Here is a 14,830-nt window from a genome sequence, read left to right on the forward strand (position 1 = left end):
CTGATCAGGAGATGAGCCATTGGATGACCGTATCGTTGTGTCCGAAGAGCAGGTCCGGGCGCTGATCGCCTGCCAGTTTCCGCACTGGGCGGCGCTCGATGTCCGTCCTGTCGATCATGCTGGCTGGTCCAATCGCAGTTTCCGGCTGGGCGAGGCCATGCTGGTGCGGCTGCCGAGTGCCGAGCGCTATGTGGCGCAGGTGGAAAAGGAGCATCGCTGGCTACCCTTTTTCGCCAGCCATTTGCCGATGCCGGTTCCAGCGCCTCTTGCCTGCGGAAAGCCCGGCGCGGATTACCCCTGGCCCTGGTCGGTCTATGGCTGGCTGGAAGGAGAGCCGCTCATCAATCATCTGGCCTCGGTTGATCTTTCCCAAGTCGCGGCCGATGTCGCTTCCTTCCTGAATGCCCTGCACGCCCTCGATACTTCCGACGGACCGCCGGCCGGCATACATAATTTCCATCGTGGCGGCGCATTGCACGTCTATGACGAAGAGGCGAGGGCGTCCATGCAGACGCTTGCCGGCGAGGTCGATGCCGGGCTGGCAATGGAAATCTGGCAGTGCGCATTGTCCAGCCGCTGGCATCTGCTCCCGGTCTGGGTGCATGGCGATGTTTCGGACGGCAACCTGCTATTCCGCGACGGACGCCTGTCGGCCGTCATCGATTTCGGCAGTTGCTGCATTGGTGATCCGTCGTCAGACCTTGTCCTTGCATGGAACCTGTTCGAAGGGGATAGCCGCGCGGCCTTCCGCGCCGCCCTGCCTTTGGACGACGCCACATGGCAGCGGGGGCGTGGCTGGGCGCTGTGGAAGGCTTTGATCGTTCTGGATGCCGAACGTGGACGTAACAAAAAAATGGCCGAATGGTCACGAAGGACCATTCGGGAAGTGTTCGCGGATCACCTTGAAAACTGACGTTTCCTATCTAAGACGTGCCATCACGTGAGCATCGACGTATTTTCCATCGCGGTAGGCGTCGTTGCGAAGGGTGCCTTCGCGTTCGAAACCGAATTTCTCGTAAAGCCTGATTGCCGGGAGATTGTCGGTGAAAACATTGAGTTCGATCCGCTTGATGTCGTGCCAATTGTCGGCGGTATCTATCAGCGCTGCGAGAAGGTGTGATCCCACTCCTTTACCGGCAAAATCGTCGTGAACACTGATCACAAGATCGGCAATGTGGGACTGCCTTCCCGCCCTGCGAAACAGTCCAGAATTGGCAACGATCTTTCCTCGCCATTCGGCAACGATGGCGATATCGTTCGGGCCGCGGTTTTCCATCGATTTCCGTGTCTTTTCAACGGACTGAAACGGCTGTCGAAGCGTGCCGTGACGGACGCCAGGCAGGTTGAACATTTCGGTCAAGGCTTCGGCATCGTCCAGGCGCGCCGCACGCAGGACGACTTCGTTCAAGCTGAATTGCGAATCTTCATTATCGGCAAATTTCAAGTTCTGCATGCCTGTCTCCTTGGGCGTATTGGGGCGTGTGGGGAGCAGGTTTGCGAACCCTGCTCTCTTGGCAGGGTAAAAATGGATCGCTTAACGCGACGACACACCTTTCCCTGCCGAATGGCCGGTGATGGTATGGCGAGGGGTGGTATTCTGCTTCGTTGCGATCATGCGTGCAGAATGCTTTTGCCCCGTGTTCCTGTCAAGCGGGCGCGTTGCGCAACAGTCTTCGGAGTTTTGCCGGCAGCCTGCCGTCGATCGCCGCAAGACCGGCGGCGATCATCGCCATGCCAGCGAAGTGCTTTATTTCCAGTTGCTCGCCGAGGAGGAGCGAGCCGAGCAGGATGGCGCTGACGGGAATGAGGAAGGTGACGAGAGCGAGGTTGGTGGCGCCGGCGCTGGCGAGGATGCGGAAGAAGATCAGGTAAGCGAGCGCTGTCGACAGGAGGGCGATGCCGACAAGCGCGCCCCACGTTCCGAGGCCCGGCATGGCCAGCATCCATGGTTTATCGATAAGGAGGGCGGCCGGGATGAGCATCAGTGTTGAGGAGGAGATCTGGCCGGTGGCGGTCATCAGCGGCGGTACGCCCATGGCCTTGAAACGGCGACCGAAGATGCCCGCGAAGGAATAGGAGACGGCGGCGCCGAGAATGGCGATCTGGCCCCAGAGGCCGGATGAGCCGGTGAAGGCGGCCGGGCCGATCATGGTCGCCACGCCGGCAAAGCCGATCACGACCCCGGTCAGCTTGTTGCCGGTCATCTTCTCGTCGGCGGTCAAAAAATGGGCGACGATGACGGTGAAGAGCGGCGTCGTGGCGTTGAGGATCGAGGCAAGTCCGCTGGCGATCTGGGTCTGGCCCCAGACGATCAGGCAGAAGGGGATGATGTTGTTGAGCAGGCCCATGCCGAAAAAGGCACGCCACACCGCCCATTCACGCGGCAGGTGAAGGCCCATGATGCGGCAGACGATCAGAAGCGCGATCGCCGCCAGGCTGACACGCAGCGTGACGATGGTGACGGGCGGCAATTCCTTGACCGCAACACCGATGAAAAAGAACGATCCGCCCCACAGAAGCGAAAGCGCGACAAGCATCGCCCATTCACCGGCATCCATCTGTTTCTGTATCGCCATCGTCGTCTCCCGAAGCTTGAATATGGACATGATCGCAGGCGGGATGGCCGCCATCCACCCGATATTGATTGAGTTTACCTCAAGTCGAAGATGGGTGGTTTTTAATGCGTTTCAGGTCTTATTGCGTCTATCTACTCCTTGTTTTATGGTTTTTTCAAACGATTGTTTCTCGTGTGATAATTGAGGTGACCTAAACCATGGTAGCCGAACTTCCTTCTTTGAAAGGGTTGCAGGCCTTCGAGGCCGCAGCGCGGTATCGCAGTGTCACGCTCGCCTCCAACGAGCTGAACGTCACACCCGGCGCGGTCAGCCTGCAAATCCGGGAGCTGGAGGCGCGGCTTGGCGTGCAATTGTTTTTCCGCAAGCCGCGCAGCATTCAGCTGACGCGTGAGGGGGAGCGTTATTACGGCGCGCTTCGCACCGCCTTCCGGATGATGCGCGAGGCGACGGCGGAACTGACGGCGCGTTCCGAAATCACGGTGCTCACGCTGAGCTGCACGCCGACTTTCGCCGTGCAGTGGCTGATGCCGCGACTGCCTGCTTTTCAGCAGCAATACCCGCAGGTGGATGTCCGCATCAGCGTGACGAACCGATTGGTGGATTTTTCGAGGGACGATGTCGATCTGGCGGTACGGCACGGGTTTGGTCGGTATGAAGGGCTGGAGAGCATCCGCTTCATTGATGACAGCACCCTGCCGGTGTGTGCGCCGCAACTTCTGGAAAAATATGGACCGCTTCAGGAAGCGGGGGACCTGAAATCCATTCCGCTCCTGCACGATGAGAACCGCAATGAATGGCGGCGCTGGCTGGAGGCGGCGGGAGCATCGGATGTGGATGCCTCCGGCGGCACCGTCTTCATCGACAGCAACGGCGCGCTGGATGCGGCCAAGGCCGGGCATGGTATTGCACTGACCCGGCGCTCGCTGGTTTCCCGCGAGCTTGCGGAAGGTGCATTGATCGCGCCCTTCGGCAAGGATATGGCCAGTACGCTTGCCTATTTCCTCGTTTATCCCAGGCGTATGCTCGATAATCCCGATCTGGTGACGCTCATCGACTGGATGCTTTTGGAAGCGCGGTCAGCCGAGGCCGGTTCTCTTTGATGTCAATCCGGTTTATGCCGGAATGAAACAACGGGAATCACTCTTGAAAACAATCGCCATCGATTTCGAGACCGCCAATGAGGAACGGGGCAGTGCCTGCTCCGTCGGGCTTGCGTGGATAGAGGACGGCGAGATCGTTCGCGTCGAGGAGCGTCTCATCCGGCCAAAGGACATGCGGTTTTCGTCCTTCAACATTGCCGTGCACGGGATTCGCCCTGACGATGTCGAGGACGCGCCGGAATTCCCTGAGGTGATGGAGGAGTTCATCGACGACTTCTACGGCGCCACCATGATCGCCCATAATGCCGCCTTCGATTTCAGCGTCATGCGGGCGTCCTTCGATAAATACCGGCAGTCCTATCCCGATCTTTCTTATCTATGCAGCGTCAAGATCGCCCGGCATGTCTGGCCCAATCTGGCGTCGCACAAGCTGAATGTCATCGCCCACCATCTCCAGCTGCGTTTCGTGCATCACAATGCCGCCGAAGACGCCGTCGTCTGCGCGGCCGCGTCTATTGCCGCCGCCAAGGCGCTTCGCGTTGCCCATGTTCGCGACCTTCCGGAAAAGATCGGCATGGTCGCGGGGCGTCTCACCGCCACCGGCTACCAGCCCTGCAGCATGAAAAAACGCACCGTCTCCCGGGTTGCGTAACGGCGGCTTCCACCTATGTTTGAAGCAGCGTAACGGAGAAGATGCGATGACGAAGAAAACTCTGTCGGGTTTGTTTGCGGGCTTTCTGGCGTTGCTTCCAGTGACAGCGGCGCATTCGCAGGTGGTCGGTGAGGTCGGTGTCGACTGGATTGGCAACGACATCGTCATCGAGGCGATTGCCGATCCGAAGATCAAGGGTGTGACCTGCCACGTTACCTATTTCGACCGCGGTGTGATCGACCGGTTGAAGAACGGAAACTGGTTCGAAGACCCTTCCAACAACGCCATTTCCTGCAGCCAGACGGGACCGGTTGAGATCGGCGACATCGATCTGTCGAAGGGCGGAGAAGAGGTGTTCCGGCAGGGCATGTCGCTGGTTTGGAAGAAGCTCGTCGTCAGCCGCGTCTATGACAAGGGGAATGACACACTGATCTATCTGGTGCATGCGCGGGAGCTGACCGACGGTTCGGCCAAGATGGCGATTTCCACGGTGCCGCTCTATAACCAGCAGGTCACATGGCAAAAGGGCAAGCCGTAAGGCTCGCCCTCGCAGTTGCGCTATAGATGCCTGGATCAGGCTGCTTCGCGTGCCAACTCGTCCGCAATCACTGTGTCGAGGTTGAGGAAGCAGACCATGCTCTTTTCCAGCGCCACGATGCCGCGGCAGAAGCTGCGCTGCTCTTCCGGAATGATATCGGGCGCGGGCTGCAGGTCTTCGGAGCGGATGGTCATCATGTCGGAGACCTGTTCCACCAGAAGGCCGACCAGCTTGCCGCCGATATCGGTGACGATGATAGCGGAGCGCTCGGACGGTTCGGTCATTTTCATGCCGAGGCGGCCGGCCATGTCGATGACGGGAATGACGGCGCCGCGCAGGTTGATGAGGCCGAGAACATAGGGCGGGGTGTGCGGCATCGGGGTAACCGGCGCCCAGCCGCGGATTTCGCGGATCGCCATGATGTCGATGCAGAATTCCTGATCGCTCAGGTGGAAGGAAACGATTTCGAGATATGCGCCGGATTGCTTTATGGCGTTGGACATGACGGCAGGTTTCCTCTGATGGCTCTCTAACAGGCCCGCGCAGGATTGAGCTTTATGCGGTGGCCGGAGAATTGACCGGGAGACATCATGTCGAGGCTTGAAAACCGCTACGGTCATAATGCACAGCAAGATTTTAAACTTTCCCTAACAATTGCGGCTGCCCCGCCGGCAAAACCCAGTATTTTGGCGGTTTTCGCGCCCACGAAAACAGGTTATGATCGGCATATGAACGCGCTCGTTTCCCAGCCGCTGAAGTTTATTCTGGCTAGTCTTGCCGCTTTGGCCTCGCTTGCCGTCGTGCTTCTTGCCTTTGACGGCTGGGTGCGGCACGGCACGGATATTTTCCTTTCCACGGTGCAGAGCGGCATCGCATGGTGTCTGTGACGTGCTTTCCGGCTGCGGATTTGTGACAAATCAGCGCGGTTCCCGCAAATACGCCCAGTTGATTTGCCGTCCCGGTCGCCTTTCGTTATCTGTCTGTCAGGGCCAGCGACATGCCGCCGGCTTTCGGGGTAGGATTGGACAATGAGAAATATTCGCATCGTATTGTGGGCCGTCGTGCTCGTTCTCGCCGGCGTCGTCAGCTGGTTGACGATCGAAATGACGAAAACCCGGGAGCAGATGGTCGAGACGGCCTATGGCGTGCCCTTCCAACTCACGGCGCAAAATGGCCAGCCGATCACCGAAAAGGCGTTCCAGGGAAAGCCGACAGCGCTGTTCTTCGGCTTCACCCATTGCCCGGAAGTCTGCCCGACAACCCTTTTCGAACTGAACGGCTGGATGGAGAAGGTGGACCCGGCCGGCGACAAGCTGCAGGCCTATTTCGTCTCCGTCGATCCCGAGCGCGATACACCTGAGATCATGCAGCAATATGTCTCCAATGTCTCGAAGCGGATCACCGGCATCACCGGCCCGGCCGACAAGATTGCCGAGACTCTGAAGGGCTACCGCATCTATGCCAAGAAGGTACCGGTGGACGAGAAGGATCCGAATGGCGATTACACCATGGATCACACGGCGTCCGTGATCCTGCTTGATGCCAACGGCCGCTTTGCAGGAACGATCGCTTATGGCGAAAACCCTGACGTCGCCGAGCAGAAACTTCAGAATCTTCTGAAGGGTACGAAGGTTTAATTACGCGCAGCTTATTGGACTGACTGCGGTTTTGTGGCAAAGGCAGACGCAGAACTATTAGCCAGAGAAAGCAGCCCGCCGTGAGCGAAATCCGACTTTACGTCACCACGACCGAAATCCAGGCGGGTGAAATCCTCGATCTCATGTCGGACTATTTCGGCGAGGAGGATGTCGCGATCGCCACCACCGAGGTGGATGAGAAGCGCGATATCTGGGAAGCTTCGGTTTATCTGATGGCCGATCAGGAAGAGGAGTTCCGCGAGCGCGTCAGCGCGCTGCTTGCTCCCGCATTTCCCGGTCTCGTCATCGAGAAGGAGACCGTTCCCGATGTCGACTGGATCGCCAAGTCTCTCGAGGGGCTGAAGCCGGTTCGGGCGGGGCGCTTCATCGTGCATGGCGCGCATGATCGCGACAAGGTGCAGGCGAACGATCTGGCGATTGAAATCGAGGCGGGCCAGGCTTTTGGCACAGGCCACCACGGCACGACGGCAGGTTGCCTTGAGATGATTGAGGAGGTTCTGCGGGCGCGGACCGTGCGCAATGCGCTGGATCTCGGCACTGGCAGCGGCGTTCTGGCAATTGCTGTGCGCAAGATGCGTCCCATTCCCGTGCTTGCGACGGATATCGATCCCATCGCCGTGAAGGTGGCGAAGGAAAATGTGCGGCTGAACGGCATCGTGTCCGGGATGGCGCTGGAGACCGCACCGGGTTTCCACTCGGATGCCTTCCGCAAGCATGGTCCGTTCGATCTCATCATTGCCAATATTCTGGCGCGGCCGCTCATCAAGATGGCGCCGCAGCTTGTCACGCATCTGGCGCCCGGCGGCACCGTCATCCTGTCGGGCATTCTCGCCTCGCAGCGCTGGAAGGTGCTTTCAGCCTATAATGGCGCAAGGCTTTCGCATGTCCGCACCATCTGGCGCAATGGCTGGGTGACGCTGCATCTGCGCAAGGACTGAAGCTTCAGCAGCATCCTTTCGGGCAAAAGAAAAGGCGGCGCTTTCGCGCCGCCTGGAAACCCGCGAGCATGGGAGGAGCTTGCTCAAGCGGGTCGACGTATTCCTGTTCGGCGCGGTGGAGGGAGGATCGCCGCGCCTGATGTCATCAGAATACGTAGCTGGACTTTGCCTTGCGACGCAGATCGGCGCGGTTCATGCCGAGCGCTTCCAGCGACTTGTCGTCGAGGTTCAGAAGGGCGGCGTTGACATGGCGGCTGACCTGACGCTCGCGTGCTTCAACAACGCGATCGAAGGCGGTGCGGAGGAAAGATTTTGCCATTGCTTCAAATCCTTGTTTGCCAGGAGAGTGTCTCTCTCGCTGTGTTGATCTGAAGATAAGCGATGTGTTTTTGTTTAGTTAGAGGGGATATGTCAGGTTAGATATGCGTCTGATGCATGTCGCTTCGTCTAGAGTATTACTTATTTCGCCAAATATGCACAATTTGTCGCCGCAATCCGATCTGTCATATATGGCTTGAAACCGGCTTTGTCCGCGTGGCATTGTCGTTGCGCGCCAATGATTTGACGGCGCAACCTTGCTGCTTTTCTCATGACAGTTCCCGAAAGACGCCCATGTTCCAGACCTTCGAAAACAAATCCGCGCCGCAATTTGGCAAGGCCCGCGTCGAGACGCTGCGCGCCGGTTTCGATGCCCTTGGCATCGACGGTTTTCTGGTGCCGCGCGCCGATGAATATCAGGGGGAATATGTGCCGGAGTGTGCCGAGCGCCTGTCCTGGCTTACCGGCTTTACCGGTTCCGCCGGCATTGCGCTGGTGACGCGCACGGAGGCGGTGGTTTTTGTCGATGGCCGTTATACGACGCAGCTCAAGTCGCAGGTCGATCAATCGATCTTCAGCGGCGGCGATCTGGTTGGCGCGCCGCCCTCCGTCTGGCTCGCCGAACATGCTCCACAAGGTTTCCGGCTCGGCATCGATCCGTGGCTGCACACCGGCGCGGAGTTGAAGCGGCTGGAAAAGGCGCTTGCCGGCAAGGGCGGTTCGGTCGTTCTCCTGGAAAAGAATCCGCTCGATGCCCTTTGGCAGGACCGTCCCTCCGAGCCGCTGGAGCCCGTCGTTATCCAGCCAGAGGCCTTTACTGGCAGGCTGGCGAAAGAAAAGATCGCCTCGCTGGCGGAGACGGTCTCGGCAAAGGGCGCGGACGCCCTGCTGGTTACCGATCCATCCTCCATCGCCTGGATTTTCAATCTTCGCGGCAACGACGTGCCGCACACGCCGCATCCGCTCGCCCGCGCCATCATCTATGCCGACGGCAGGGCGGATATTTTTCTCGACAAGCGCAAGACGGGCATCGAGACCGAGGCCTATCTGGCGCAACTCGCGACACAATTGGCGCCGTCGAAGATCGCTGACCGTCTGCATGCCATTGCAAGCGCCAAGGGCCGCGTCATGGTGGATGCGGACCTGACCCCGGTGGCGCTGACCGGCGCAATCACGGCGGCGGGCGGCTCTCTGATCGAGGAGGCCGATCCCGTTCGCCTGCCGCGCGCGCGCAAGAACAAGGCGGAGCTGGCCGGCTCGGCAGCCGCCCACGTGCAGGACGGCGCGGCCATGGTCGAATATCTCTGCTGGCTGGACCGCCAGCAGCCGGGCAGCGTCACCGAAATCGCCGCCGTCAAGGCGCTGGAAGCCGCTCGGGTCAAGGTGGGGCAGGGGCTGCAAAACCCGCTGAAAGACGTGTCTTTCGATACGATTTCAGGCGCCGGCGAACATGCCGCCATCATCCATTACCGCGTCACCACCGATACCGACCGCACACTTGCGGAGGGGGAGATGTTCCTCGTCGATTCTGGCGCCCAATATGTCAACGGCACTACGGACATCACCCGTACCATTGCAATCGGCGCCGTCCCGGAAGAGCAGAAGCGTTTCTTCACACTGGTGCTGAAGGGCATGATCGGTATCAGCACCGCACGGTTTCCGAAGGGAACGCGCGGTTGCGATCTCGATCCGCTGGCGCGCATCGCGCTCTGGAAGGCGGGGGTAGATTATGCCCACGGCACCGGCCACGGTGTCGGCTCCTATCTCTCCGTGCATGAGGGGCCGCAGCGCATTGCAAGGCTTTCGACGCAGGAGCTGCTGCCGGGCATGATCCTGTCCAACGAGCCGGGCTATTACCGCCCCGGTGCTTTCGGCATCCGCATCGAGAACCTGATCTATGTGCGCGAGGCGGAAGAGGTGGCCGGCGGTGACCAGCCGATGTTCTCCTTCGAGACGCTGACCTGGTGCCCTATCGACAACAGGCTTGTCGTCGTGTCCCTACTGACTGACGAGGAACTCGGCTGGCTGAACGCCTACCACGCCGAGGTTCTGGAGAAGCTCTCGCCGCTCATCACCGATGAGGAGGTGAAAGCCTGGCTCGTTGCCGCCACGAAGCCGTTGGAGCGGGTCGCTTAAAGCAGCCCGAAATGCCTGATCGCGATGACGATCGCCCAGCCGATGGCGAGCATCGTCAGACCGGGAAAGCGCAGGCAGACCAGAAGCGCTGCCACCATGCCGATCTTCACCTCGTATCCGCCTTCGAAAAAGGCGGGTGCGACGAGCGTGGTCAAAACCGCCACGGGAACTGCGTTCAATCCCGCCTCCATGCGCGGCGGGATGGATTTCATCCGTGTCATCAGCACATAACCGCCGATACGGGTGAGATAGGTGGCGATGGCGGCGAGCGCGATCAGGATCATCGTATCGGCGTGCAGCATGTCGCTCATGGTGTGTCCGCCTTGCTTTCGGGATTGGCCGCTTCACCGTTTGGTTTCGGCGGATAGAGGACCGCAACGACAATTCCGGCAACCGCGCCGAGGCTGACATGCCAGGGCGAACCGACGAAATGATAGGCGACCGTCGCGCCGGCAGCGCTTGCCAGCATGACCGGATAGAAATTCTCCCGTTGGCGGAAGCTTAAGACCATGCCCATGAAATAGATCGGCAAAAGCACATCAAGCCCGATGGCTTTCGGATCGCCGACCATATTGCCGAGCGATGCGCCGAGAATGGTCATGGCCAGCCACAGCACATAGACCGGCGCTGCAAAGCCCATGTACCAGGAAAAGCCGACCGTGCCGGTATTTTCGTATTTTCTGACCGATTCGGCGAATTGCGGATCGACCAGCACGAAGAAGCCCGCAGCTTTTTGCAGGAAAGACCAGTTCGAGATCATCCGGGCAATGGCGGCGGAATAGAGGATATGGCGGAAATTGACGGCGAAGACAGATAGAACGATCAGCCAGGGGGCAACCTTCTGGCCGAACAATTCGATACCGACGAGCTGGCTCGCGCCCGCATAGACGGTGCCGCTCATGATCGTGGCTTCGGTGACGCTAAGCCCGTTATCGACTGCGACCGCGCCAAACAGCGCACCGAAAGGGGCGGCGGAGAGGGCGATCGGGAAACCGCTCTTCAATCCCTCGCGAAAATCTGCATTGAACATGTCTGGAAACTCCTTGCCGCCGCTCTATCGCCGTCCCGTCCGGCTGGCAAACGAATTGCATGAATGGATCGATTGATTAACTTGAAGCTTCCGGTACGGTAACGCCCGATATGGCCGGTGCCGGACGGACGGATTCACCGCCTTCCTGCCGTATCCCTCAATAGTCAGACGATGGAAGATCGATGCTGGAAAAGCAGGACAAGGCCGATCTGGCCGCACGCATCAGGGCTTATCTCGCCCGGGAGACCGAAGCCGAGATCGGCCAGCTGCAGGCGGAAATCTTTGTGGATTTTCTGGCCGAGGAGCTGGGGCATGTTTTTTATAATGAGGGGCTTAGGGATGCACATGCCGCGATCTTGAGACGCCTTGAGGATGCGGCAGGCGATATCGACGTGCTGGAGAAGCCGAAGCCGCGCTAATGGCGCTCTCCTTCCTCATCCCTGTGCTCGTCACAGGCGGGAGGGGGAGTAAGGGATCCGCCCTGTCCGGTAGCGTTCGGTTTTTGAACCCGACGGGCCCTAGTCCCGCAAAATGTCGCGGCTTTTGAGAATGGCCGCGCCTTTTTCCCGCATCGTCGAAATCGCGGCCTTGATGCCCTGCGGATCGATGCCGCGGCTGGCATCTTCTATAAAACGGACATTCACACCAGGCAGCATGTCGAGGGCATCGAGCACCGAAAAACTGACGCAATAATCGGTGGCAAGGCCGCACACGTCGAGTTGTGTGACACCCTGACGGCTCAGATAGTCCGCCAGTCCCGTCGTCGCGCCCTGGTCATTGTCGCGAAAGGCGGAATAGCTGTCGACGGCGGGGTTTTCGCCCTTCTGCTGAATATAATCGAAGGCGTCCGTTTTGAGGTCAGGGTGGAATTCTGCATCCGGCGTGCCCTGCACGCAATGGTCCGGCCACATCATCTGCGGTTTGCCGGAGAGTTCACCCATGTCGAAGGGTTTCTTGCCGGGATGCTGAGACGCGAAGCTGCCGTGATTTTCCGGGTGCCAGTCCTGTGAGGCGACGATGAGATCGTAGCCGCCATTGTCGATCAGGGCATTGGCGATGGGTACGACCCTGTCGCCATCGGCAACGGCCAGATTTCCGCCCGGGCAAAAACCGTTCTGGATATCGATGAGCAGCAGCGCCTTCATGATGTGCCTCCCTTTTCAGGGCAGGATGCCAAGCCGGCTTTGACGGATCAAGTCCCTTTCGACCCATCCGGCCGCCACAAGTGCGTCGGCCAGCTGTTTGCCTTGTCGCAGTCCTGCCGCATTTGCAGCAAATTTCTGGCCAAGTCGGAACTTACCTGAAAATGCGGCGGCGGAAATTTTTTGGGCCGATGACGCCCCTTTTGAGGGGCGTTTTCCGGGACGATGCCGTGCGGATGCACGCAGTACCCGCGCAAGTCATTGTTTTGCCTTCGCCTTCCAATGTGCAGACCTTAACGAAATATTTTTGCAGGGACTCGTAAACACTTTGGTTACCATAATTGGTCATGCTTCGAACCAGTCAGTTCCGAAACCGGCGTGGTGTTTGCCCGCCCTTCGGATGTCCAAAAATCCCTCCGGCGTCGGCCGGGTGTGCGTGAACGGTTCGAGTAACGAGTATCATGGCGTTTTCTGCTGCGGCCTATAATGGCGCCGGTCTTGCCGGTTCGTATTCCGTCAAAAGAGGCAAATCCTTTTCGTTCGGCCGAATGTCCGCTCTTCTCGGCGGCGGCGCCTTTGCCAGCCTTTTCGCCTTTGCTGCCTTCGCCTCGCTGCACAGCATGGCTGCCGCTTCGCATGGTGTCGGGCAGTTTGAAAAGACGCTGGTGACGCGATTCGCTTCCACTGAGACGGCAATTGCCCACGCGGCCGGGCGGGATATTCACGTGCGCAAGTTTTCCCGTTTGAGCGACCACAGCCATGGCCAGCAGAAGGCGGTTCGCCTCGCCGGCATCCTGCCCGAGATCGGTGCGAAGGAATTCGGCGAGCGCTTTGGCGCGGCTGCCAATGCAAAAGGGCAGGCGACGGTGACGCAGCTTGCCGCGCTCAAGCCGTCGGCGATCGTCGATTCGGCGCTGGGTCGCACCTCCGAGGTTGCCTATCAGGGCGCCGTTCCGCAGCATCCGGCATTTGAAGTGGCGCTGGCGCGGCCGCAGATCGAGGAAGAGGCAAGCAGCCTGCTGCCCGATGATGTGCCGCTGCCAAGCTTCCGTCCCGAGGTTGCGACGGCTCAGACCGTTGAACCGTCACCGCGTCCCGCGGCACCGTCCAAGACCGATGAACATGGTCCGGCCGTTGCTTCGGCACCGGCTTTCGATGCGCCGGTTCCCCTGAGGGCGCCTGCGCCGCCGAAGCAGAGCACCGGCGCCATGCTCGCTTTTGCGAAGCCTGACAATCCGATACGTGAACCGAGCAAGATGGATGCGGTTCCGTGGCCGGATCGCGGCAACGGCACGGCGATCTACGATATTTCCTCCGGTATCGTGCATATGCCGAATGGCGAGAAGCTCGAAGCGCATTCCGGCATTGGCAAAATGCGCGACAATCCCGATTACGTGCATGTGAAGATGCGCGGCTCGACGCCGCCTTCCAGCTATCGTCTGACGATGCGCGAGGCGCGGTTCCACGGCGTTGAAGCCATTCGCCTGACGCCCGAAAACGGTGTTAACCCGCATGGCCGTGACGGTCTTCTGGCGCATACCTACATGCTGGCGAAACGCGGCGAATCGAATGGCTGCGTGGTATTTCGCGATTACCCGCGCTTTCTGGCGGCCTTCAAGCGTGGCGAAGTCAAGCGCATGGTCGTGGTGCCGAAGTTGAACGGCAACCGCCCGACACTTGCGAGCAGCGGCGGTAAAAGCGGCGGCAAGACATTGCTCGGCATGTTCTCGCGCGACAGCAATTCCTGAGCTTTCGTGATTCTGTGCATTCTCCGGGCGTAGAGCCGTTGCGACTTCTGTTGGAAATGCTCTAGCGGCCGCGCCGCTGTGTCAGCACCATACCGGCGATGATGAGCAGGATGCCGAGTGCGCTTGCCCAGAGTTTCGGCGGATGGTCGCCGAAAAGATCGAGAACCACGCCTGAAACCATCTGGCCGCTGATGACCAGAAGGGCGGTATTGACCGCACCGATGCGCGGAATGAGCCAGCTTCCCGAAGCGATGAAGACGACGCCGATAGGCCCGCCGATAAAGGCAAGCCAGGGCGCATCGGCTGCGCCCGGCGGAATGAGGCCGCCGACGATGAGGCCGATGACCGTCAGCACGGCGAAACCGACGATATGGTTCCAGAACGACGCGATGAGCGGCGAGTTTGACAGGCTGAGGCGGCCGTTGATCTGGCGGCTCAGCGCCACGAAGACGCCGCCGGTAAAAGCCATGGCGATCCAGGCGATCATGTCGTTCTCCCGACAAGGATGATAAGCGCGCTGCCGCAGAGAATGAGCGCTACCGCCGCCATGTCCCGCAGGTCCGGCTTTCTTTTGGGCAGGCCGAACAGGCCGAAGAGATCAGCCAGCAGGCTGAAAATCACCTGTCCGCCAAGCCCGAGCGCAATGGTGCCGGAGAGCGCCAAAGGCGAATTGACGGCGGTGGAGGTGAGAATGACGATGGCCGCACCCACGACCCCGCCGCAATAGGCCCATAACGGCGCTTTCGGTTTTTCTGCCACGCCGGCGTCTTTCTTCGGACGCATGATGGCGAGATAGATCAGCGCTGCCACCGTGCCGGTGCCATGCGCTGTCCAGGACGAAAACAGCGCATTGCCGTAATGGGCAAGCTGACCGTTGAAATGCACCATCAATGTCAAAAGACAGCCGCTTGCGAAGGCGGCGGTGAGATGTAGCGGGTTGAGGCGAGGATGCGTCGTGTTTGTCATGGCCGGCCGAATTTTGTTCACGCTCGGA

At 59.7% G+C, this 14,830-nt stretch carries 19 protein-coding genes; 10 read left to right on the plus strand and 9 right to left on the minus strand.

Annotated elements, in window-relative coordinates; translation table 11 throughout:
* The first annotated feature begins 19 nt into the window (after positions 1-19).
* Positions 20-913, plus strand: a complete 894-nt coding sequence (locus BS627_RS02195; RefSeq protein ID WP_077981686.1) for an aminoglycoside phosphotransferase family protein — start codon at positions 20-22, stop codon at positions 911-913.
* Positions 914-919: 6 nt separating this feature from the next.
* On the opposite strand, the gene BS627_RS02200 is transcribed toward BS627_RS02195, so the two are convergent.
* Positions 920-1,453, minus strand: a complete 534-nt coding sequence (locus tag BS627_RS02200) for a GNAT family N-acetyltransferase (RefSeq protein ID WP_077981687.1) — start codon at positions 1,451-1,453, stop codon at positions 920-922.
* A gap of 193 nt (positions 1,454-1,646) precedes the next feature.
* Positions 1,647-2,576, minus strand: coding sequence for a DMT family transporter (locus tag BS627_RS02205; RefSeq protein ID WP_165691106.1), 930 nt, complete (start codon positions 2,574-2,576; stop codon positions 1,647-1,649).
* Positions 2,577-2,773: 197 nt separating this feature from the next.
* On the opposite strand from BS627_RS02205, the gene gcvA reads away from it, so the two are divergent.
* Genes gcvA through BS627_RS02220 form a run of 3 tightly spaced genes read left to right on the plus strand, consistent with a single transcriptional unit; the run spans position 2,774 to position 4,866 of the window.
* A complete protein-coding gene (gene gcvA, locus BS627_RS02210; protein WP_077981688.1) occupies positions 2,774-3,676 on the plus strand; it encodes a transcriptional regulator GcvA in 903 nt (300 codons plus the stop codon).
* A gap of 43 nt (positions 3,677-3,719) precedes the next feature.
* Complete coding sequence (locus BS627_RS02215) at positions 3,720-4,328, plus strand: 3'-5' exonuclease (RefSeq protein ID WP_077981770.1); 609 nt, start codon at positions 3,720-3,722, stop codon at positions 4,326-4,328.
* Positions 4,329-4,374: 46 nt separating this feature from the next.
* On the plus strand, positions 4,375-4,866 hold the full coding sequence (locus tag BS627_RS02220; RefSeq protein ID WP_077981689.1) for a CreA family protein: 492 nt from the start codon (positions 4,375-4,377) through the stop codon (positions 4,864-4,866).
* 35 nt (positions 4,867-4,901) lie between these two features.
* Here the strand turns inward: BS627_RS02220 and BS627_RS02225 are convergent, their stop codons facing one another.
* Positions 4,902-5,369 (minus strand): chemotaxis protein CheW, encoded by a 468-nt coding sequence (locus BS627_RS02225; RefSeq protein WP_004430791.1) that lies wholly within the window; start codon positions 5,367-5,369, stop codon positions 4,902-4,904.
* A 225-nt stretch (positions 5,370-5,594) separates the two neighbouring features.
* Between BS627_RS02225 and BS627_RS02230 the strand changes: the two genes are divergently transcribed.
* The 3 genes from BS627_RS02230 (at position 5,595) to BS627_RS02240 (ending at position 7,462) form a co-directional block, all read left to right on the plus strand.
* On the plus strand, positions 5,595-5,753 hold the full coding sequence (locus BS627_RS02230; RefSeq protein WP_244614207.1) for a hypothetical protein: 159 nt from the start codon (positions 5,595-5,597) through the stop codon (positions 5,751-5,753).
* A gap of 141 nt (positions 5,754-5,894) precedes the next feature.
* Entirely contained in the window at positions 5,895-6,503 is a 609-nt protein-coding gene (sco, locus tag BS627_RS02235; protein WP_077981691.1) for a cytochrome oxidase assembly protein Sco, read from the plus strand.
* An 80-nt stretch (positions 6,504-6,583) separates the two neighbouring features.
* On the plus strand, positions 6,584-7,462 hold the full coding sequence (locus BS627_RS02240) for a 50S ribosomal protein L11 methyltransferase (protein ID WP_077981692.1): 879 nt from the start codon (positions 6,584-6,586) through the stop codon (positions 7,460-7,462).
* A gap of 145 nt (positions 7,463-7,607) precedes the next feature.
* Here the strand turns inward: BS627_RS02240 and BS627_RS24435 are convergent, their stop codons facing one another.
* Positions 7,608-7,781, minus strand: coding sequence for a hypothetical protein (locus BS627_RS24435; protein WP_003522343.1), 174 nt, complete (start codon positions 7,779-7,781; stop codon positions 7,608-7,610).
* A 293-nt stretch (positions 7,782-8,074) separates the two neighbouring features.
* On the opposite strand from BS627_RS24435, the gene BS627_RS02250 reads away from it, so the two are divergent.
* Entirely contained in the window at positions 8,075-9,916 is a 1,842-nt protein-coding gene (locus tag BS627_RS02250; RefSeq protein ID WP_077981693.1) for an aminopeptidase P family protein, read from the plus strand.
* Here BS627_RS02250 and BS627_RS02255 read toward each other — a convergent pair.
* Complete coding sequence (locus BS627_RS02255; protein ID WP_077981694.1) at positions 9,913-10,227, minus strand: AzlD family protein; 315 nt, start codon at positions 10,225-10,227, stop codon at positions 9,913-9,915. The two genes, BS627_RS02250 and BS627_RS02255, sit on opposite strands and share 4 nt — an antisense overlap.
* Positions 10,224-10,946, minus strand: coding sequence for an AzlC family ABC transporter permease (locus BS627_RS02260; protein WP_077981695.1), 723 nt, complete (start codon positions 10,944-10,946; stop codon positions 10,224-10,226). The genes BS627_RS02255 and BS627_RS02260 overlap by 4 nt, the downstream gene beginning before the upstream one ends.
* 182 nt (positions 10,947-11,128) lie before the next feature.
* On the opposite strand from BS627_RS02260, the gene BS627_RS02265 reads away from it, so the two are divergent.
* Positions 11,129-11,365: a DUF2164 domain-containing protein gene (locus BS627_RS02265; RefSeq protein ID WP_077981696.1), complete on the plus strand. Its 237-nt coding sequence runs from the start codon at positions 11,129-11,131 to the stop codon at positions 11,363-11,365.
* Between the two features lie 99 nt (positions 11,366-11,464).
* Here BS627_RS02265 and pncA read toward each other — a convergent pair whose 3' ends face one another.
* Complete coding sequence (gene pncA, locus BS627_RS02270; protein WP_003522349.1) at positions 11,465-12,091, minus strand: bifunctional nicotinamidase/pyrazinamidase; 627 nt, start codon at positions 12,089-12,091, stop codon at positions 11,465-11,467.
* A gap of 458 nt (positions 12,092-12,549) precedes the next feature.
* Here pncA and BS627_RS02275 point away from each other — a divergent pair, with 458 nt between their 5' ends.
* Positions 12,550-13,836 (plus strand): DUF2778 domain-containing protein, encoded by a 1,287-nt coding sequence (locus tag BS627_RS02275; protein WP_077981697.1) that lies wholly within the window; start codon positions 12,550-12,552, stop codon positions 13,834-13,836.
* 61 nt (positions 13,837-13,897) lie between these two features.
* On the opposite strand, the gene BS627_RS02280 is transcribed toward BS627_RS02275, so the two are convergent.
* Together BS627_RS02280 and BS627_RS02285 are read right to left on the minus strand one after the other, a co-directional pair.
* Positions 13,898-14,323 (minus strand): DMT family transporter, encoded by a 426-nt coding sequence (locus BS627_RS02280; RefSeq protein ID WP_077981698.1) that lies wholly within the window; start codon positions 14,321-14,323, stop codon positions 13,898-13,900.
* The gene (locus tag BS627_RS02285; protein WP_077981772.1) at positions 14,320-14,802 is read right to left on the minus strand and encodes a DMT family transporter; all 483 of its coding nucleotides are present in this window, start codon (positions 14,800-14,802) and stop codon (positions 14,320-14,322) included. Before BS627_RS02285 ends, BS627_RS02280 begins: the two co-directional genes overlap by 4 nt.
* Between the last annotated feature and the right edge of the window lie 28 nt (positions 14,803-14,830).

Origin of the sequence: Agrobacterium salinitolerans (assembly GCF_002008225.1) — a bacterium.
GTDB classification, from domain to species: domain Bacteria; phylum Pseudomonadota; class Alphaproteobacteria; order Rhizobiales; family Rhizobiaceae; genus Agrobacterium; species Agrobacterium salinitolerans.